Annotated in this window: 15 protein-coding genes; 1 reads left to right on the forward strand and 14 read right to left on the reverse strand. The window is 72.9% G+C overall.

Annotation, left to right across the window (positions count from 1 at the left end; all coding sequences use genetic code 11):
• Positions 1–3: 3 nt before the first annotated feature.
• Positions 4–2,946, reverse strand: a complete 2,943-nt coding sequence (locus ACIPYW_RS13550) for a hypothetical protein (protein WP_400414371.1) — start codon at positions 2,944–2,946, stop codon at positions 4–6.
• Between the two features lie 101 nt (positions 2,947–3,047).
• Between ACIPYW_RS13550 and ACIPYW_RS13555 the strand changes: the two genes are divergently transcribed.
• A complete protein-coding gene (locus ACIPYW_RS13555) occupies positions 3,048–3,503 on the forward strand; it encodes a DUF4383 domain-containing protein (RefSeq protein WP_400414373.1) in 456 nt (151 codons plus the stop codon).
• A gap of 69 nt (positions 3,504–3,572) precedes the next feature.
• Here ACIPYW_RS13555 and ACIPYW_RS13560 read toward each other — a convergent pair whose 3' ends face one another.
• From ACIPYW_RS13560 to pyrR, 13 genes are all read right to left on the reverse strand, one after another.
• Positions 3,573–4,757 carry a glycine C-acetyltransferase gene (locus ACIPYW_RS13560; RefSeq protein ID WP_400414375.1) on the reverse strand — a complete coding sequence of 395 codons (1,185 nt, stop codon included), beginning with the start codon at positions 4,755–4,757 and terminating at the stop codon, positions 3,573–3,575.
• Positions 4,757–5,809, reverse strand: a complete 1,053-nt coding sequence (gene tdh / locus ACIPYW_RS13565) for an L-threonine 3-dehydrogenase (protein ID WP_400414376.1) — start codon at positions 5,807–5,809, stop codon at positions 4,757–4,759. Before tdh ends, ACIPYW_RS13560 begins: the two co-directional genes overlap by 1 nt.
• A gap of 351 nt (positions 5,810–6,160) precedes the next feature.
• Positions 6,161–8,161 (reverse strand): primosomal protein N', encoded by a 2,001-nt coding sequence (locus tag ACIPYW_RS13570; protein ID WP_400414378.1) that lies wholly within the window; start codon positions 8,159–8,161, stop codon positions 6,161–6,163.
• Positions 8,162–8,170: 9 nt separating this feature from the next.
• Complete coding sequence (gene metK / locus ACIPYW_RS13575; RefSeq protein WP_400414380.1) at positions 8,171–9,385, reverse strand: methionine adenosyltransferase; 1,215 nt, start codon at positions 9,383–9,385, stop codon at positions 8,171–8,173.
• A gap of 5 nt (positions 9,386–9,390) precedes the next feature.
• Positions 9,391–9,654: a DNA-directed RNA polymerase subunit omega gene (gene rpoZ, locus ACIPYW_RS13580; RefSeq protein WP_022906709.1), complete on the reverse strand. Its 264-nt coding sequence runs from the start codon at positions 9,652–9,654 to the stop codon at positions 9,391–9,393.
• 36 nt (positions 9,655–9,690) lie between these two features.
• A complete protein-coding gene (gene gmk / locus ACIPYW_RS13585; RefSeq protein ID WP_400414382.1) occupies positions 9,691–10,611 on the reverse strand; it encodes a guanylate kinase in 921 nt (306 codons plus the stop codon).
• Positions 10,608–11,486 carry an orotidine-5'-phosphate decarboxylase gene (gene pyrF, locus ACIPYW_RS13590; RefSeq protein WP_400414384.1) on the reverse strand — a complete coding sequence of 293 codons (879 nt, stop codon included), beginning with the start codon at positions 11,484–11,486 and terminating at the stop codon, positions 10,608–10,610. Before pyrF ends, gmk begins: the two co-directional genes overlap by 4 nt.
• Positions 11,487–11,566: 80 nt before the next feature.
• Positions 11,567–14,845, reverse strand: a complete 3,279-nt coding sequence (gene carB / locus ACIPYW_RS13595) for a carbamoyl-phosphate synthase large subunit (protein ID WP_400414385.1) — start codon at positions 14,843–14,845, stop codon at positions 11,567–11,569.
• Positions 14,845–16,044, reverse strand: a complete 1,200-nt coding sequence (carA, locus tag ACIPYW_RS13600) for a glutamine-hydrolyzing carbamoyl-phosphate synthase small subunit (RefSeq protein WP_400414388.1) — start codon at positions 16,042–16,044, stop codon at positions 14,845–14,847. Before carA ends, carB begins: the two co-directional genes overlap by 1 nt.
• Positions 16,044–16,589, reverse strand: coding sequence for a hypothetical protein (locus tag ACIPYW_RS13605; protein ID WP_400414391.1), 546 nt, complete (start codon positions 16,587–16,589; stop codon positions 16,044–16,046). The genes carA and ACIPYW_RS13605 overlap by 1 nt, the downstream gene beginning before the upstream one ends.
• Positions 16,586–17,965, reverse strand: coding sequence for a dihydroorotase (locus ACIPYW_RS13610; protein WP_400414394.1), 1,380 nt, complete (start codon positions 17,963–17,965; stop codon positions 16,586–16,588). The genes ACIPYW_RS13605 and ACIPYW_RS13610 overlap by 4 nt, the downstream gene beginning before the upstream one ends.
• Positions 17,962–18,924: an aspartate carbamoyltransferase catalytic subunit gene (locus tag ACIPYW_RS13615; RefSeq protein WP_400414396.1), complete on the reverse strand. Its 963-nt coding sequence runs from the start codon at positions 18,922–18,924 to the stop codon at positions 17,962–17,964. The genes ACIPYW_RS13610 and ACIPYW_RS13615 overlap by 4 nt, the downstream gene beginning before the upstream one ends.
• The gene (pyrR, locus tag ACIPYW_RS13620) at positions 18,924–19,532 is read right to left on the reverse strand and encodes a bifunctional pyr operon transcriptional regulator/uracil phosphoribosyltransferase PyrR (protein WP_400414398.1); all 609 of its coding nucleotides are present in this window, start codon (positions 19,530–19,532) and stop codon (positions 18,924–18,926) included. Before pyrR ends, ACIPYW_RS13615 begins: the two co-directional genes overlap by 1 nt.
• Positions 19,533–19,589 lie beyond the last annotated feature (57 nt).

A 19,589-nucleotide genomic window follows, 5' to 3' on the forward strand; every position in this document is an offset into this window, starting at 1 on the left:
TGGTCACGACCACTGGTCGCGGAGGGTCGGCGGGGTCGACGAGGCGCCGGAGTCGCGACGGGCGCGGAGCAGGAGGACGAGCGACTCCGGTGAGTCGACCTCGTGGAGGCGACACGGGCCGACCCGCCGTGCCCAGTCGGCGGCGAACGCCTCGGCGTCCTCGCGACGGCGGCCGATCCCGGTGGGCACGGCGAGGAACCGGTTGCCGCGGGTGAGTCGCCGCGCGGCCCAGAGCGACGCGGCGAGGAGTGGCGCCCGTCGGATCCGCGTGGCCTCGACGCGGCCGGTCTCGAGCAGGAACCGCGGCGTCCGGACGGGCCCGAAGAAGTCCGCGAAGGCGGCCGTGACCGTCCGGCGATCGGCGACCGAGCCGCCGACGACCTCCATCGTGAACGCCGCCGGCACGCGACCCGCCCACCGTGCCGTGACGCGGACGTCCCCGTCGCCGTACGCGGGGATCCGGCCGGCTCGGTGGAGTCCGTCGATCACGACCCGCACGGCACGGCGGTACCCCCCGACGGAGTCGAAGCGCTGACGGAGGGCGGTCCCGAGGCCACGGGCGACCGGCCACGCCAGCGCCGCTGCGACGGCGGCGAGCAGGACCGTCCCGGCCACCCCGGCCACCGCTCCGGCGCGCCAGGCCTCGACGAGGACGCGGAGCCCCTGTCCGACCACGACGAGCAGGACGGCGAGGACCCCGGCCATCACGACGGCGGCGGTGGGACCGGTCGTGAACGGCGCAGCGTCCGGTTCCTCGACGACGGCGGCCGAGCCCTCGCGGTCGGCGTAGGGCTCGCCGATGCGCCAAGCGGCGTGGGTGTCGGCCCGACTCGGCATCGCTGCGGCGATGTCGGCGTCGAGCCCGGCGACGCTCTGCCGGCGGTCCTTCGCGACGAGTCCGCCGAGGCGCAGGGCCTGCGCCTCGGTCAGCGCCGTGCCGGTGCCGCGGACGACCTGGGCGTCGTCCGCGCGGAGCAGCCCCCAGATCTGCTCGTGCTTGCGGTGGAGGCGGGCGACGTCGGGTACGGCGAGCAGCGGCACGTCGGGCGGGACGACGGCCGTCACGGTCCAGTTGTGGGCGACCTTGCGCGGCCAGGCGGGGTCGAGGCGGAGCGTCCGACCGCGCAGCTGCTGGGTCGCCGCGGAGGTCGCCACGGCGGTGAGGTCGATGAGCGTGTTGGCGGCCGGGCAGTCCCACCCCTCGCCGAGGAGTCCGCGCGTGCCGACGACCAGTCGGGTCGTGGCGTCGGTCAGGAGCTCCGACACGGCGGACAGCACCGCGGCCGAGCCGTGCCCGCCGGTGTCGACTGCGAGCACGTGCGGAGCGTCCTCCAGGGTGGTCGTCGCGAGGCCGTCCCCGAGCCGCCGGCGGAGTGCCGGGAGCAGCACGTCGACGTCGCGTGCCGCGATGCGGAGGTGCTGCGCCGTGACGAGCACCGGACGGAAGCGGGCCAGCGCCGGGTCGGCGGTCACGGTCGTGAAGGTCCGGAGTGCTCCGGCGCCCCGTCCACCGCTCCCCCGGGTGTTGCCGTGCGTGGCGTGGTCGGTCACGACGACCGCCCGGAGGTGCTCGACGGCGTCCTGGCCGGCCTCGAGGCGGAGGATCTCGCCGACCGCGGTGTCCTTGGCGGCCGAGGACGCGAGCACGGTGTCGATCGGGTCGCGACCTCGCCGGACACCGCGGTCGTTGAGGGTGAAGCCGAAGTCGACGATCGAGCGCTTGATGCGGAGCCACTGCTCGCTGCGGGCGGGGTCCGGCAGGAGCCGGTCGAGGGCGTAGCGGGCGAGGAGTCGCAGCCGTTGCTCGGCGTCCGGCGCGGTCCGTGCCCCGCGGTGCAGCAGGTCGAGCACGGGGTGGTCCGGGCGGACCTCTGCGAGCATGCGGGCGGCGGACTCGGCCACCGCGAAGTCGGCGTCGAACGCGCGGGCGAGCCGTGCCTCCGGGTCGTCCCGGCCGGTGGACCCCGCGGGGTCGGCGGGTGGTTGGAGCGTCGCGACGAGCCACTCGGCACCGTCCGGATCGTCGAAGGTGCTCGTGACCAGCTCCGCCAGACGCTGCTCGTGCCCCCGGAGGAACGTCACCTCGTCCGCGGTGGGCTCGACGAACCAGACGTGGTCGCGGTACGGCGCGAGGTTGCCCTCCTTCACGACCGCAGGGGTCGGGACCTCGTGGTCGACCTCGCCGAGGAGCGCCGTGTAGTTGTCGTGCGCGGCGCGGTCGTCGGTCGACGGCAGGGTCGCGGTGAGTCCGATGAGGACGGGTTCACGCCCGGCGTCCCGGATGCGGGCGGCGAGGTACGCGACGACGAGTGCCCAGTGGTCGAGCAGGTGGTGGCACTCGTCCAGGACGATCGTCTCGACGCCGTGCGCGACGAGCCGGTCCACGAGCGCGCGGGCGTTGGGGTGGAGCGCCGATGCGAGGAGCGCGGGGTCCTCGCGGGCGAGTCGGCGGCGGATCGCCCGGGAGCGGCGGGCGATCCCCTTCCGGTGGGCCGTCGGGTTCGACCGTCCGAGGTCGGCGAGCCACGACGCCGCGTCCTCCTCGTCGCGTCCGCCCGAGACGAGCTCGCGCTGCCAGTCCGCACTCGCCAGGTCGGTGAGCGGGTTCCCCGTCTCGAGCACCGACAGCATCTGGTAGGTCAGCACCGTGAGGTCGCCGGGCGCCTCCGGGTCCTCCGAGACGGTGGCGGTGCCGTCGAGCGCCGCAGCCGACCGGACCCACTGGGACCGGATGGTGGCCGTCGGGGCCAGGGCCAGTGCGCGGGCACCGTGCCGTCCGGCGAGCAGCAGTCCGAGGAGCGTCTTGCCGGCGCCGGGCGGAGCGACGACGTGGACCGGGTCGCCGGGTACGACCGGGACGCGGTCGAGCACGTCCTGCTGGTACGTCCGCAGTCGTCCCTGGTACCGCCAGGCCGCGAGCGGTCGTTGGTCGTCCCCCGTCGTCACGGCACGAGTCTCCCACGCCGACGTGTCCCGGCTGCGCGGACGTGGAACGAGGCGTCCACCCGGTGCGTACGGTCGGGGACACGCCGAACCAGGGAGGCACCATGTCCGACGTCACCACGTCCACCGACCGCTACGCCGGCTCGAGCATCCAGAAGACCGCGCTCGTCGTCGGCATCGTGTTCCTGCTCGTCGGGATCGCCGGGTTCGTCCCGGGGCTCACGTCGGGCGACCTCGCCGGGGCCGGCCACGGCTCGATGGCGATGCTGCTCGGGATCTTCCAGGTCTCGGTCCTGCACAACGTCGTGCACCTGTTGTTCGGCGTCGTGGGGCTGCTCGCGGCGCGCTACCCGACGGGCTCCCGGATGTACCTCGTCATCGGCGGGCTCGTCTACTTCGTGCTGTGGGTGTACGGCCTCTTCACCGCGGGCACGATGTCCGGCGCCAACTTCGTGCCGCTGAACTGGGCGGACAACTGGCTGCACCTCGTGCTCGCGGTCGGCATGGTGGCGCTCGGGATCGTGTTCCCGCGCGAGCGTCAGCGGCCGGTCGGGCCCTGACCGGGTCCGAGAGGTCCGCCTCGTCCGCGACGGCCCCGGGAGCGAGCAGCTCCCGGGGCCGTCGACGCGTCAGTCCGATCCGACCGCGTCCCGCGCCGCCACGAACGCGTCGACGCACCGCCGCACCTGCTCCTCGGTGTGCGCCGCCGACAGTTGCACCCGGATGCGCGCCCGCCCCTTCGGCACCACCGGGTAGCTGAACGCCGTCACGTAGACGCCCTGGGCCTGCATCTCGTCGGCGATCCGCGCCGTGCGGGCGGCGTCGTGGAACATCACGGGGACGATCGGGTGCTCCCCCGGCAGCAGCTCGAAGCCGGCGTCGGTCATGAGCGACCGGAAGGTCCGCGCGTTCGCGGCGAGCCGGGCGCGGGCGTCGTCCGACCGCTCGACGAGGTCGAGCGCCGCGACGGTCCCCGCGGCGATCACCGGGGCGAGGGAGTTCGAGAACAGGTACGGCCGGGACCGCTGGCGGAGCAGGTCGACGATCTCCCGTCGGGACGCCACGTAGCCGCCCGACGCCCCGCCGAGCGCCTTGCCGAACGTCCCCGTGTACACGTCGACCCGGTCGGCGACGCCGCAGAGCTCGGGTGTCCCCCGGCCGTGCTCGCCGATGAACCCGACCGCGTGCGAGTCGTCCACGATGACGAGGGCGTCGTACCGCTCGGCGAGGTCGCAGATCTCGGCGAGCGGCGCGATCGACCCGTCCATCGAGAAGACGCCGTCGGTGACCACCGCACGGAACCGAGCCGACGAGGCGGCGGCGAGCTGCGCCTCCAGGTCGGCCGTGTCCCGGTTCCGGTACCGGAACCGCTGCGCCTTCGAGAGCCGGATGCCGTCGATGATCGACGCGTGGTTCAGCTCGTCCGAGATGATCGCGTCGTCGGGGCCGAGCAGCACCTCGAAGAGGCCGCCGTTCGCGTCGAAGCACGACGAGTACAGGATCGCCGCCTCGGTGCCGAGGAACCCCGCCACCCGCCGCTCGAGGTCGAGGTGCAGGTCCTGCGTGCCGCAGATGAAGCGCACGCTCGCCATCCCGTACCCCCACCGGTCGAGCGCGTCCTTCGCCGCGTCGACGAGGTCCGTCGAGTCCGCGAGCCCGAGGTAGTTGTTCGCGCAGAAGTTCAGCAGGTCGGTGCCGTCCGCCTCGATCGCCGCCCGCTGCGGACCGGCGATGCCGCGCTCCCGCTTCGTGAGGCCCGCGTCCTCGATGCCCGCGAGCTCCGTCGCCAGGTGGTCCTTGATCGCGCCGTACATCAGTGCTCCGTCCAGTCGATGACGACCTTGCCGCCGTCCGCGCTCGCCGCCGCGGCGAACGCTGCCTCCCAGTCGCGCGCCGGGTAGCGCGCCGACACGATCGAGCCGATGCGGTCCCGCAGCACCGCACTCGTCTGCAGCATGGAGCTCATCGCCTGCCACGTCTCGAACATCTCACGGCCGTAGATGCCCTTCACGGTGAGCATGTGCGTGACGACCTTGCCCCAGTCGACAGCGATCGGCCCGCTCGGGAGCCCGAGCATCGCGATCCGTCCGCCGTGGTTCATGTTCTCGACGAGAGCGGGAAGCGCGGTGGGTGCACCCGACATCTCGAAGCCGACGTCGAACCCCTCGCGCATGCCGAGTCGCCCCTGCGCTGCGCGGAGCGCGGCAGCCCCGTCGCCTCGGACGTCGACGCCGTGGTCGGCGCCCATCTGCTCCGCCATCCGGAGCCGGTTCGGGCTGACGTCCGTGCCGACGACGAACCGTGCACCGGCGTGGCGTGCGACCGCGATCGCCATGAGGCCGATCGGGCCGCACCCGGCGACCACGACGTCCTCGCCGACGAGCGGGAACGCGAGCGCCGTGTGGACAGCGTTGCCGAGCGGGTCGAAGAGCGCACCGACCTCGGGCTCGACGGGCCCGTGGTGCACCCAGACGTTCGTGCCAGGCAGCGTGAGGTACTCCGCGAACGCGCCGTCGCGCTGCACCCCGAGGCCCTTCGTCCGGATGCACATCTGTCGGCGGCCGGCCCGGCAGTTCCGGCAGGTGCCGCAGACGATGTGGCCCTCGCCGGACACGAGGTCCCCGACGGCGACGTCCCGCACGCCGGCGCCGACCTCGACGACCTCGCCGAAGAACTCGTGGCCGGGGACGAGCGGAGCGGTCACCGCCGACGCCGCCCAGTCGTCCCACCGCTGGATGTGCAGGTCCGTCCCGCAGATCCCGGTGCGGAGGACCCGGATGAGGACCTCGTCCTCCGTCGGTTCCGGCACCGGCCGGTCGGTCATGGTCAGACCCGGACCCGCGTCCGGCTTGTAGAGCGCCCGCATCGGCGTCACCTCGTCACTTCGTCGTGCGTGTGATGTGTTCGGCGGTGGTTCGTGGCCACCGTCGTCCAGCCTCCCACAGGTCGGCTCGCGCGGGGCGCGCGGCGCGGGTGCGCGGCGCGGGGTGCGCCGCGCGTCCGGCACCGGCCGGGAGGCACGGCTCGGCCGCGCCACGCGGCGTCGGTGGGCGAACGGTCACCCGGCGGGCCGTGCGGCGTCGCGGTGGCGGGACGGGCCGCCTCGGTCCCGCGCGGCACGATGCAGGCGCATCGTGCGACGAAACACACGTCGATCACGCGGTGTGGTGTCGCAGCACGAACGCGCAACGATGCCGTGGGGCCGCGTCCGCGCCAGTCAGACCTCGGTGAAGGGTTCGACGTCGTCGAGCCGCACGCGCAGGGTCGGCGCCGCACGACGACGGTTGCCGCCCGGGAGCACCCGCCGGGTCGACGAGCGCCGGATCACCTCGGCCTTGAGTGTCGCCGCGACCTCCGCACCGTGCGCGTACGGGAACCGCACGATCGCCCGGACGGTCCCGGGCACCGGGTCGCCCTCGACGGGCACCGGGCCGAGGACGGGACCGGCCGTGGCGTCGCCGAGGGCCTCGACCGCGGCCGTCACGGCCTCGTCCGTCCCGGTGAGCGTCGCGACGCGGACCGCCGGCGGGAAGTGCAACTCGCGGCGATCGGCCAACTCGTCGTGCGCAGGACCGTCGAGCCGCCACGTCGCCATCGCCGTCGCGAGTCGCCCGCCGATGCCGACGAGGTAGACCTCGGCGCCGGGTGCGCCCTTCGCCGCGGCGTTGGTCCAGAACCGCAGGACGTCCTCCTGCACCCGGAGTCCCTCGCGGGCCAGCAGCCGCTCGCCGTCGAGGAGCAGCACGCACGCGTACCCGCCGGGCACGCTCGGCTCCGCACCTCGGGTCGCGACGACCACCGCGGGGCGGGCCGGTACCTCGTCGAGCGGCCGGGAGCCGTCGGCGACCACGATCCTCGTGCCGGGGAACGCGCGACCGAGCTCGTCGGCGGTGCGCTGCGCCCCCTGCCCGACCGGCTTGAGCTTCCCGCCGCCGCACGTCGGACAGCGGAACCCGACCGCCAGCGCACCGCAGAACCGGCACTGCGGCGTCGCGTTCCGGTGCGGGCTGCCGAGCGGTCCCCCGCACACCCGGCAGTGCGCACGCTCGCCGCAGTCGGCACAGACGAGCCCGGTACCGAAGCCTGGGTTCGCGACCTGGACGAGCACCGGCCCGTGCTGGCTGGCCTCACGAGCAGCTCGCCACGCCGTGCTCGGGATGCGTGCCTGCGCGGCGAAGCCCTCGGCGCTCGCCTGCTGCGCGGTCGGGACCACCTTCGGCGTCGGCACCCGGTACGGTGCGACCTCCTGCAGCCAGCGCAGTTCGACGAGCCGTTGCACGTCGGTCGAGCGGGCGTGCGCGAGGAACAGGAGCGCGGCGCCGGACTGCGCGGTGCGGACGAGCGCGACGTCCCGGGAGTGCACGTACGGTGCCCGGGGCTCGACGAACGAGGCGTCGCCGTCGTCCCACATCGCGATGAGGCCGAGCTCGGTCGCCGGCGCGAACACCGCCGTGCGGTTGCCGATCGCGACCACCGCGTGCGTCCGGGCCTGCAGGAGGGCCTTCGCCCGCTGCCCGTTGGTCTGCTTGGCGTCGAACCGGACGACACGCTCGGGCGGCAGCACGGCGAGGAGCGCCCGCTCCAGGTCGGCGACGTCGCGGAAGTCCGGCACCGCGAGCACGGCCGACTGCTCGCGGGCGACGACCTGCGACGCTGCCTGCGCGAGCGTCGCGGCCCATCCCGGCACCCAGACGGGTTCGTCGACGGAGCCGAGGTCGACGGGGTGGGGGACGGCGTCGACCGCAGCCCGACCGTGGTCGGCGAGCAGTGCCTCCAGGGCGCCCTCGGCGTAGCCGGTGACGGGGGTGGGGTGGACCACCGGCGGCGACCACGACGTGTCGCGGGCCAGCCAGGCCTTCTCGGCGCGGACCTGACGGGTCGGCACCGCGAGCCGGAGCACGTCGGAGGCGACACCGGCGGCGCGGTCGGCGACGGCGCGCGCGAGCGTCCAGATCTCCGGTGCCAGGACCGGCACCGGGGAGAGGACCTCCTCGACCTGGCTCAGCTCGCCGGCATAGGTCGTATCAACAAGCACAGTGCCCTCCGACACGACCTCGACGACGTAGGCGTCGGACATCCTGGCACCGGTCCGGAGCGGGACCTTCACGCGGACCCCGGGCACGCAGTCGTCCTCGAGCTCGCTCGGCACCCGGTAGTCGAACAGACGGTCCAACTGCGGGAGCGGCGAGTCGAGGACGACGCGCGCGACGGTGGTCACGCGGGACCGCTAGACGGTGGCGGGGACGAGTCCTGCCGCGGCGCGCAGTTCCTCGACGCGATCGAGCTGTTCCCAGGTGAAGCCGGGGAGGTCACGACCGAAGTGGCCGTACGTCGCCGTCGTGGCGTAGCGCGGCTTGAGGAGGTCGAGGTCGCGGATGATCGCGGCGGGCCGGAGGTCGAAGACCTGCAGGATCGCGGCCTCGATCGTGGCGTCGTCGACGTGGCCGGTCCCGAAGGACTCGACGTACAGTCCGACGGGCTTGGCACGGCCGATCGCGTAGGCGACCTGCACCTCGAGCCGGTCGGCGAGGCCCGCGGCCACGGCGTTCTTCGCGACCCAGCGGAGCGCGTACGCGGCCGAGCGGTCGACCTTCGACGGGTCCTTGCCCGAGAAGGCACCGCCGCCGTGCCGGGAGGCCCCGCCGTACGTGTCGACGATGACCTTGCGACCGGTGAGGCCGGCGTCGCCCTGGGGCCCGCCGATCTCGAAGCGGCCGGTCGGGTTCACGATGACGTCGACGTGCGACGCATCGAGGTCGACCTGCGCGAGCACCGGACGGATCACGTGCTCCGTGACGTCCGCAGTGAGCTGATCGAGCGTGACGCTCGGGGCGTGCTGCGTCGAGAGCACGACGGTCTCGACCGTCTTCGGCACGACGCCGTCGTACCCGACCGTCACCTGCGTCTTGCCGTCCGGGCGGAGGTACGACAGCTCGCCCGACTTGCGGACCGCGGCCAGGCGCTCGGCGAGCCGGTGCGCGAGCCAGATGGCGACGGGCATGTACTCGGGGGTCTCGTTCGTCGCGAAGCCGAACATGATGCCCTGGTCGCCGGCACCCTGGCGGTCGAGCGGGTCGACGCCGGCACCCGAGCGGCTGTCGAGCGACTCGTCGACGCCCTGCGCGATGTCCGGGGACTGTGCGCCGATCGACACCTCGACGCCGCAGGTGCGACCGTCGAAGGAGACCTCGGACGAGTTGTACCCGATGCCCGTGATCACGTCGCGGACCAGCTTCGGGATCTCGACGTAGCCGGAGGTGGTGACCTCACCGGCGACGTGCACGAGGCCCGTCGTCACCATGGTCTCGACGGCGACGCGTGCGTGCGGGTCGACCTCGAGCAGGGCGTCGAGGATGGTGTCCGAGATCTGGTCGCAGATCTTGTCGGGGTGCCCCTCGGTCACCGACTCGGACGTGAAGAGGCGCAGGTTGCTCGTCGTCACCGGGATCAGTCGGTGGGCTGCTGCTGCTTGGTGACCGTCAGCTTGTCCTCGTTGATCTCGTGGAGCGCGACGGAGAGCGGCTTGTCGTCGATGGTCGAGTCGACGAGCGGACCGACGTTGTCGAAGAGCGAGCCCTCGTGCAGGTCGGCGTAGTAGTCGTTGATCTGGCGAGCGCGCTTCGACGCGAAGATCACGAGCGCGTACTTCGACTCGACCTTGGCGAGCAGGTCGTCGATGGGCGGGTCGATGATGCCCTGGGGGTTGGCCATGGTGTCTCCTGTCGAGGGAAGAATACTTCTCGCCCGTCAGGGCGCAGTGAACAAGTCTACGACTTCGTGTGCCGCGGTGCTGACATCGGAGTTCACGATCTTCACGTCGAACTCGTCCTGCGCGGCGAGTTCGACCTTCGCGGTCTCGAGCCGGCGCGCCTGTTCCTCGGCGGACTCGGTGCCGCGACCGATGAGCCGGCGGACCAGTTCCTCCCACGTGGGCGGCAGCAGGAACACCAGCACCGCCTCGGGCATCGCGTCCTTCACCTGGCGGGCGCCCTGCAGGTCGATCTCGAGCATCACGCGGTCGCCGGCGTCGAGCGCGCGGTCGATCGGCGGACGCGGCGTGCCGTAGCGGTACGAGTTGTGCACGGTCGCCCACTCGAGGAGCTCCCGGTCGCGGATCATCCGGTCGAACTCGGCGTCGTCCACGAAGTAGTAGTGCACGCCGTCGACCTCGCCGGGGCGGGGCTTCCGGGTCGTCGCGGACACGCTGAGGTTGACGTCCGGGAAGTGCTCTCGGATGTACGCGCTGACGGTGCCCTTGCCGACGGCCGTCGGCCCGGCGAGCACCACGAGCTTCGACGCCGTGCGCTTCTGCCCGCGCGCGGCGAGCCAGTCCGCCAGCGCCGAACGCTGTCGGACGCCGAGCCCGCCGAGCCGCTTCGACGTCGCGATCCGCAGCGTCTGCATCACGGAGTCCGCGCGCGCCGGACCGATCCCGGGCAGCGACGTCAGGAGGTCGCGGACGCGGAGCGACTTCTCCGCCGGAGCGTCCTCGTCGGACCACGCCGCACGGGCGACCTCGAGCGGCGTCCGCTCCCCCGCGACGATCGCGGCCTTCACCGCTGCCCGGGCGCGTCGCGCCGCCACCGCGGCCTGCGCGGCGGCGACACGGTCGACCTCCGGCGGGTTCCGGTGGGCCGGGAGCGACGCGCGGTCGGCACCGTCCGTCACGCGGCGGCTCCGAGCGCGGCGGCGATCCGGTCGGCACGGTCGGCCACGAGCGCGGCGACGCCGTCCGGGCCGTCCACGAGCAGGCCGCGCGACTCGCTCACGAGCACCTGCCCGGCGCGGGCGCCGTACAGCGAGCGGAGGTCCTCGATGCGGGCACCCTGTGCACCGAATCCCGGCGCGAGCACCGGCGCGGTGCCGATGTCGTCGCCGGAGATCCCGAAGTCGTCGAGGTCGAGGGTCGCGCCGAGCACCAGCCCGACGTCCCCGAGGGGCTGCTCGGCTGCGCTCTGGTTGTCGTCTGCCACGTCCTCGACGATACCGGCCGCCACGGTCCGGCCGGAACGCGGCCCCTCGGCGAGCACCGCGGTCTGCAGCACGCGCGCCTCGGGGTTGCTCGTCGCCGCGAGCACGAAGACCCCGGCGCCGTTCGCCCGGGCGGTGTCGATCGTGCCGCGCAGCGACCCGTAACCGAGGTACGGCGACACGGTCATCGCGTCGGCCCGGAACGGCCCGTCGCGGTCGACCCAGGCCTCCGCGTAGTCGTCACCGGTGCTGCCGATGTCGCCGCGCTTCACGTCGGCGACGACCAGGAGGCCCGCATCGCGTGCTCGACGCAGGGTCGCGTCGAGCGCACGGTAGCCCGGCACCCCCGCGGCCTCGAAGAATGCGATCTGCGGCTTCACGACCGCCGCGTGGCCGGCGGCCGCGTCGACGAGCGTCGCCCCGAAGGCGGTGAGGCCCTGCTCGTCGCGGCCGAGCCCCCACGCCGCCAGGGTGGCGGCGTGGGGGTCGATACCGACGCACAGTGCGGAACGCGACGCCATGGCGGCCGCCAGCCGGATGCCGAAGGAGGCCGCGTCTCTCCCCACCGGCACGGCCGAACCGCCGCTGGCGCGTCGGTCCGGAACCGGCGGCGTGGGCCCAGGCAGGTCGTCAGCAGCCACGAGACCGGCCGTCACCAGGTCGCGCGCTCGAGCGCGTAGTCCTGCAGGCTGCGGACCGTGTGCTCGGTGCCGATCGTCTCGATCGCGGCGACCGCCGCGCCGAGCTGGGCGATCGTCGTGAACAGCGGCTTGTCCGCCGCGACGGTGGCCGCGCGGATCTCGTAGCCGTCCGCGCGCCCGGCCGCACCGGACGGCGTGTTGATGACGACGTCGACCTCGCCGCGGGCGAGCAGGTCGACGACGCTCTCGCCGCCCTCGCTGTACTTGCCGACGAGGGTGACCTCGATGCCGTTGCGGCGGAGGACCTCGGCGGTGCCCTCGGTCGCGGTGATCGTGAAGCCGAGCTGCTGGAGGCGGTGGATCGGCAGGACGACCTGGCGCTTGTCGGTGTCGGCGACGCTCACGAAGACGGTGCCGCTCGTCGGCAGGCCCCCGTACGCGGCGTCCTGCGACTTGAGGAACGCCCGCGGGAAGTCGCGGTCGATGCCCATGACCTCGCCCGTGGAGCGCATCTCGGGGCTGAGCACCGAGTCGACGACCTGGCCGTCGTGCGTCCGGAAGCGGCGGAAGGGCAGCACGGCCTCCTTGACGGCGACCGGGGCCTGCGCGGGCACCGACGAGCCGTCGCGCTCGGGCAGGAGCCCCTCGGTGACGAGCTGGTCGATGCTCGTGCCCGTCATGATGCGGCTCGCGGCCTTGGCGAGCGGGATGCCGAGCGCCTTGGAGACGAACGGCACGGTGCGGCTCGCGCGCGGGTTCGCCTCGAGGACGTAGAGCACGCCGGCGCCGATGGCGAACTGGACGTTGAGCAGGCCCTGCACGCCGATGCCGCGCGCGATCCGCTCGGTCGCCTCGACCACGCCACGGATCTCGGCCTTGCCGAGTCCGACCGGGGGCAGGGTGCACGCCGAGTCGCCGGAGTGGATGCCGGCCTCCTCGATGTGCTCCATGATGCCGCCGATGTACAGGCGCTCCCCGTCGAAGAGGGCGTCGACGTCGATCTCCACCGCGTCGTCGAGGAAGCGGTCGACCAGGAGCGGGAGCTCCGGGCCGATGATCGCCTGGTCGGCCATCCGGTCGAAGTAGTCGGCGAGGGCCGTCGGGTCGTAGACGATCTCCATGCCGCGACCGCCGAGCACGAACGACGGGCGGACGAGGACCGGGTAGCCGATCTCCTCGGCCACGGCGGTCGCGCTCGCGAGGTCGTGTGCGGTCCCGTTGCGGGGTGCGAGGAGGCCCGCCTCGTCGAGGATCGCAGAGAACTGCCCGCGCTCCTCGGCGGAGTCGATCGCCGCGGGCGAGGTGCCGAGGATCGGGATCCCTGCGGCCTCGAGCGGCTTCGCGAGCCCGAGGGCCGTCTGGCCGCCGAGCTGCACGACCACGCCGACGAGCTCGCCGGACGCCGCCTCGGCCTCGATGACCTCGAGGACGTCCTCGGTGGTCAGCGGTTCGAAGTACAGGCGGTCCGACGTGTCGTAGTCGGTGGAGACGGTCTCCGGGTTGCAGTTGATCATGATCGTCTCGAACCCGGCGTCGCTCAGCGCGAAGGACGCGTGCACGCAGGAGTAGTCGAACTCCACGCCCTGGCCGATGCGGTTCGGACCGGAGCCGAGGATGACGACCTTCTTGCGGTCGCTCGCGGCGACCTCGGTCTCGGTGTCGTACGACGAGTAGTGGTACGGCGTGAGGGCCGGGAACTCGCCGGCGCAGGTGTCGACGGTCTTGAAGACCGGACGGATGCCGAGCGCGTGCCGGGCGTCGCGCGCCTCCTGCTCGGAGATGCCGCGCAGGCTCGCGATCTGGGCGTCGCTGAAGCCGTGCTCCTTCGCCCAGCGCAGGGTGTCCGCGTCGAGCGTCTCCGCAGCGCGCACCTCGTCGGCGACCTCGTTGATGAGGACGATCTGGTCGATGAACCAGGGGTCGATCTTCGTGGCTTCGAAGACCTCGTCCGCGGTGGCACCGGCGACGAGCGCCTGCTGCACCGTGACGATGCGGCCGTCCGTCGGGGTCTTCGACTTCTCCAGCAGCGCGTCCTTGTCGAGCTCGGCCGTCGGGGTGGCCCAGTGGAACGACGAGCCACGCTTCTCGAGCGAGCGGAGCGACTTCTGCAGCGCCGTGGCGTAGTTCCGGCCGATCGCCATCGCCTCGCCGACGCTCTTCATCGTCGTGGTGAGGGTGGCGTCGGCGGCCGGGAACTTCTCGAACGCGAACCGCGGGGTCTTCACGACGACGTAGTCGAGCGTCGGCTCGAAGCTCGCCGGCGTCACCCGCGTGATGTCGTTCTGGATCTCGTCGAGGCGGTACCCGATGGCGAGCTTCGCGGCGATCTTCGCGATCGGGAAGCCCGTCGCCTTCGATGCCAGGGCCGACGAGCGCGACACGCGGGGGTTCATCTCGATGACGATGATCCGGCCGTTCGACGGGTCGACCGCGAACTGGATGTTGCAGCCACCGGTGTCGACGCCCACGCGGCGGATGATGTCGATGCCGATGTTCCGCATGTTCTGGTACTCGCGGTCCGTCAGCGTCAGGGCCGGGGCGACCGTGATGGAGTCGCCCGTGTGGACACCGACGGGGTCGACGTTCTCGATCGAGCAGATGACGACGGTGTTGTCGAAGTTGTCCCGCATGAGCTCGAGCTCGTACTCCTTCCAGCCGAGGATCGACTCCTCCAGGAGCACCTCGGTGGTCGGGCTGGACTGGAGGCCGTCACCGACGAAGCGGACGAGCTCCTCCTCGTCGTAGGCGAAGCCCGAGCCGAGGCCACCCATCGTGAAGGACGGGCGGACGACGAGCGGGTACCCGAGGTCGGCCGCGTACTCCTTGGCCTCGTCCAGGGTGTGCGCGATGTGGCTGCGGGCGACGTCGGCGCCGGACTCGAGCACGAGCTCCTTGAAGAGCTGGCGGTCCTCGCCGCGCTGGATCGCGTCGACCTTGGCGCCGATGAGCTCGACGCCGTACTTCTCCAGGATCCCCTCGGCGTCGAGCTTGATCGCCGCGTTCAGCGCCGTCTGGCCGCCGAGGGTCGGCAGGACCGCGTCGGGCTGCTCGATCTTGATGATCTCCTCGAGCGACGCGCTCGTGATCGGCTCGATGTAGGTCGCGTCGGCGAAGTCGGGGTCGGTCATGATCGTCGCCGGGTTGGGGTTGACGAGGATGACGCGGACGCCCTCGGCGCGGAGGACGCGGCACGCCTGGGTGCCCGAGTAGTCGAACTCGGCGGCCTGCCCGATGACGATCGGGCCGGAGCCGATGACGAGGACGGAGTTGATGTCTGCGCGCTTCGGCATCAGTTGGCTTCCTTGGTGACGTCGGCTGCGGGGGTCGTGGCGTCGGCGGTGGCCGCGTCGAGCGGCCGGCCGTCGCGTCGGGCACGGACGAGGTCCGCGAACCGGTCGAACAGGTACATCGAGTCGTGCGGACCGGCCGCCGCCTCGGGGTGGTACTGCACGCTGAACGCGGGCACGTCGAGCGCGCGGAGGCCCTCGACGACCTGGTCGTTCGGGGAGTAGTGGGAGACCTCGACGCGGCCGAACCCGGCGGGCGACTCGATCACCTCGCCGAGGGGCGCGTCGACCGCGAAGCCGTGGTTCTGGCTCGTGATCTCGACCTTGCCCGTGGTGGTGTCGAGCACCGGCTGGTTGATGCCGCGGTGCCCGAACGGCAGCTTGTACGTGCCGAAGCCGAGCGCGCGGCCGAGCAGCTGGTTGCCGAAGCAGATGCCGAAGAACGGGCGACCGGTCTTCAGGCTGTCCTGCAGGAGCTCCACCTGGGCGTCGCTCGCCGCCGGGTCGCCGGGGCCGTTCGAGTAGAACAACGCGTCGGGGGCCAGGGCTTCGAGCGCCTCGGCGGTGATGTCCTGCGGCACGACGTGCACCTCGAACCCGCGCTCGGCGAGGTACCGGGTGGTCGACGCCTTGACGCCGAGGTCGAGCACGGCCAGCCGGCCGATCTGCTCGCCCACTGCGGGGACCACGTAGGTCTCGGGGGTGGACACCATCGCGGAGAAGTTCGCACCGGTCATCGCGGCCTGGTCACGGACGGCCGCGAGCTGCTCGTCCGCCGACAGGTCCGCCTCGGGGCCGCTGAACACGCCGCCCTTCATCGCGCCCGCGTCGCGGATCCGGCGGGTGAGCGCCCGCGTGTCGACCCCGGAGATGCCCACGATGCCGTCACGGACGAGGTGGTCGTCCAGCGTGGCGTTCGCCCGGTGGTTCGACACGATCCGGCTGGGGTCGCGCACGACGTACCCGGCCACCCAGATGCGGCGGGACTCGGGGTCCTCGTCGTTCACACCCGTGTTGCCGATGTGCGGCGCGGTCTGCACCACGATCTGCCCGGCGTAGGACGGGTCGGTCAGCGTCTCCTGGTACCCGGTCATGCCGGTCGCGAAGACCACCTCACCCAGGGATCGGCCTCGGGCGCCGTACGCCCGTCCCTCGTAGCGGGTGCCGTCCTCGAGGACCAGTACGGCCCGTTCGCGTGTCATCAGTTCGTCCCTTCGCCCGCGGTGTGCGGGTGCTCGTGCTTCGTCGTCGGTCCCTGCAGGGCGGCGAGTGCTGCTGCCGCGTCGCCCTCCGGGAACCGGAAGTAGGTGTCGAGGTCCGTCGCACCTGCGGCGCCGGTCGCCGTCCATCGCAGACGGACCAGTCCCCCGGGCTCGACCACGCGGTCGATGGCCCACGTGGCGCGGTCGGCGCCGCGGACGGCGTCGGTCGCGACCCAGCGGTCGGGTGCCCCGGCGTGGTGCAGCACCACCCCGTGCTCGTGGACGGTCACGCCCCCGCGGCTGCGGAAGCCGAGACCGCCGGCGGTGATGCGCTCCAGCGGCTGGTCGGCGCGGGTCGTCGCGACGGTGAAGCCGTCCCACGACCCGACCTGCGGACCCGGGTCGGCCGGGACCGGGACGGGAGGCACGGCTGCGGCCTGCGCGCGGCTCCGGGTCCGCCAGGTGCGCGCCATCGCGAGGAACAGCAGGGCCACCAGCAGCAGGATGACTCCCCCGGTGAGCCACCGGGCTGCATCGCCGCTCACCGTGCCGCCTCGCGGGCGGCGGCGGCGTGCGCCGCGACCGTCTCGGCCGCGCGTGCCGCGACCGACTCGTCGTCGACGACCGCGCCGTCGAGCACGGTCGGGTAGCCGTGGTGGAACGTCGCGACGACCCGACCGGGCAGCCGCATGCCGAGGTACGGCGAGTTCTGCGACTGGCCAGCGAGGTCGGTCACGGCGAACTCCCGCGACGCGCTCGGGTCGTACAGCGTGACCTCGGCCGGCGCGCCCTCGACGATGCCGTGGCCGTGCCCGTCGACCTGGCCGATGCGTGCCGGCGCCTCGGAGAGCACGCGGGCGACGTCCGACCAGGCGATCTGACCGGAGTCGACCACGGCGGCCTGCACGACGCTCAGCGCGGACTCGAGGCCGACCATGCCGTTCGCGGCGGCGGGCCACTCGCAGCACTTCGCCTCGGCGGTGTGCGGCGCGTGGTCGGTGGCGACGATGTCGATCGTGCCGTCGGCGAGGGCGGCCCGGAGCGCCTCGACGTCCTCGCGGGCACGGAGCGGCGGGTTGACCTTGTACCGGGCGTCGTACCCCGGCGCGCCGTCGACGCCGGCGATGAGGTCCTCGGTCAGCACCAGGTGGTGCGGCGTGACCTCGGCCGTGACGTCGATCCCGCGGGACTTCGCCCACCGGATCACCTCGACGCTGCCCGCGGTCGAGACGTGGCAGACGTGCAGGCGTGCGCCGACGTGGTCGGCGAGCAGCACGTCGCGGGCGATGATCGCCTCTTCCGCGACGGCCGGCCAGCCCGCGAGTCCGAGCTCCGACGAGAGCCGGCCCTCGTTCATCTGGGCGCCGAGCGTGAGCCGCGGCTCCTGGGCGTGCTGGGCGATCACACCGCCGAAGCCCTTGACGTACTCGAGCGCCCGACGCATGAGCAGCGGGTCCGCCACGCACGAGCCGTCGTCCGAGAACACCCGGACCCGTGCGCGGCTCGTCGCCATCGCCCCGATCTCCGAGAGGTGGGTGCCCTGCAGGCCCTGCGACACCGCACCGATCGGGCGGACCGTGACGTAGCCCGCGTCGTCCCCCAGCGCCTGCACCTGCTCGACCACGCCGGCGGTGTCCGCCACCGGGTTCGAGTTCGCCATCGCGTTCACGGCGGTGAAGCCGCCGGCGGCCGCCGCGCGCGAGCCGGTGCGGACCGTCTCGGACTCCTCGCCGCCGGGCTCGCGGAGGTGGGTGTGCAGGTCCACGAGGCCGGGCAGGGCGATCAGCCCGTCGGCGTCGACGACCGCGGCGCCGGCCGTGTCGAGACCGGACCCGACCGCGGTGATGCGCCGTGCCTCCAGGCGGATGTCGGCGCGCGTGCCGTCGACCAGCTGCGCGCCGCGGATGAGGTGGGCGGTCATGCGACGGACTCCTTCGCGTCGTGGTCGCCCGTCAGGGCGAGGTAGAGGACGGCCATGCGGACGCTCACGCCGTTGGCGACCTGCTCGACGACCGTCGAGCGCGGGTCGTCGGCGGCGACGCCGGCGATCTCCAGGCCGCGGTTCATCGGGCCGGGGTGCATGATCAGCGTGCGCTCGGGGAGACCCGCGGCGCGCGCGGCCGTGAGGCCGAAGTGCCGCGTGTACTCGCGCTCGTTCGGGAAGAAGGCGTCGTGCATGCGCTCCTGCTGGATGCGGAGGAGCATCACGACGTCCGGGTCCTCGGCGAGGGCGACGTCGAGGTCGTGGTGGACAGCGGCGCCGAACGGGCGGTCAACGGCGGGGAGCAGCGTCGGCGGGGCGACGAACGTGACCTCGGCGCCGAGCGTGCGGAGGAGCCAGGCGTTGCTGCGTGCCACGCGGCTGTGCAGGACGTCGCCGACGATCGCGACGCGGACCCCGTCGAGGCCCTGACCCCGGCTCGCCGCACCGTGCAGGCGGCGGCGCATCGTGAAGGCGTCGAGCAGGGCCTGCGTCGGGTGCTCGTGCGTGCCGTCGCCGGCGTTGACGACCGGGACGTCGATCCAGTCGGCGTCCGCGAGCACCCGCGGCGCACCGGACGCACCGTGGCGCATCACGATGCCGTCGATGCCCATCGCGCCGAGGGTCTGGACGGTGTCCTTCAGGGACTCGCCCTTCGAGACGCTCGATCCCTTCGCCGCGAAGTTGATGACGTCGGCGGAGAGACGCTTGGCGGCCGCCTCGAACGAGATGCGCGTGCGGGTGGAGTCCTCGAAGAAGAGGTTCACGACCGTCTTGCCGCGGAGCGCCGGGAGCCGCTTGACCTCGCGCGTGTTGACCTCGGCCATCTCCTCGGCGACGTCGAGGATGTGGACGGCCTCGGCGCGCGCGAGGTCGGCGGTGGAGAGGAGGTGGCGCATCAGACAGCACCGCCCGACTGCGTCTCGCTCTGCTCGGCCTGCTCGGGCTGCCCGTTCTGCTCGGCCTGCTCGATGACGACCTCGTCGCTGCCGTCCGTCTCGGTCAGCCGCAGCGTGACCCGCTCGTCGGAGGCGGTCGGCAGGTTCTTGCCCACGTGGTCCGCGCGGATCGGGAGCTCGCGGTGGCCCCGGTCGACGAGCACGGCGAGTCGGACGGCCCGCGGCCGGCCGATCCCCTGCAGCGCGTCGAGCGCGGCCCGGACGGTGCGGCCGGAGTAGAGCACGTCGTCGACGAGCACGACGACCTTGCCGTCGATGCCGCTCGTCGGGATCGTCGTCCGGTGCGGCGCCCGCCCGATGCCGTGACCGAGGTCGTCACGGTGCATCGTCACGTCGAGGGTGCCGAGCCGCTGCTCGCGGTCGGCCGCCCACTCGGGCTCGATGTCGGCCAGGATCGCCGCGAGGCGCTCCGCCAGGACGGCACCCCGTGTCGGGATGCCCAGGAGCACGAGGTCCGAGGCGCCGTGGTTGGCCTCGAGGATCTCGTGCGCGATGCGTGTCAAGGCACGCGTGATGTCGGTGTTCTGCAGGACCGTTCGGGTACCCACGCCGACCTCCTTCCCCGCCTCACCGGACGGACTTAAAGGACGCTGACGTGGTCAACC

It is taken from the genome of Curtobacterium sp. NPDC089689 (assembly GCF_044749145.1).
GTDB lineage: Bacteria > Actinomycetota > Actinomycetes > Actinomycetales > Microbacteriaceae > Curtobacterium.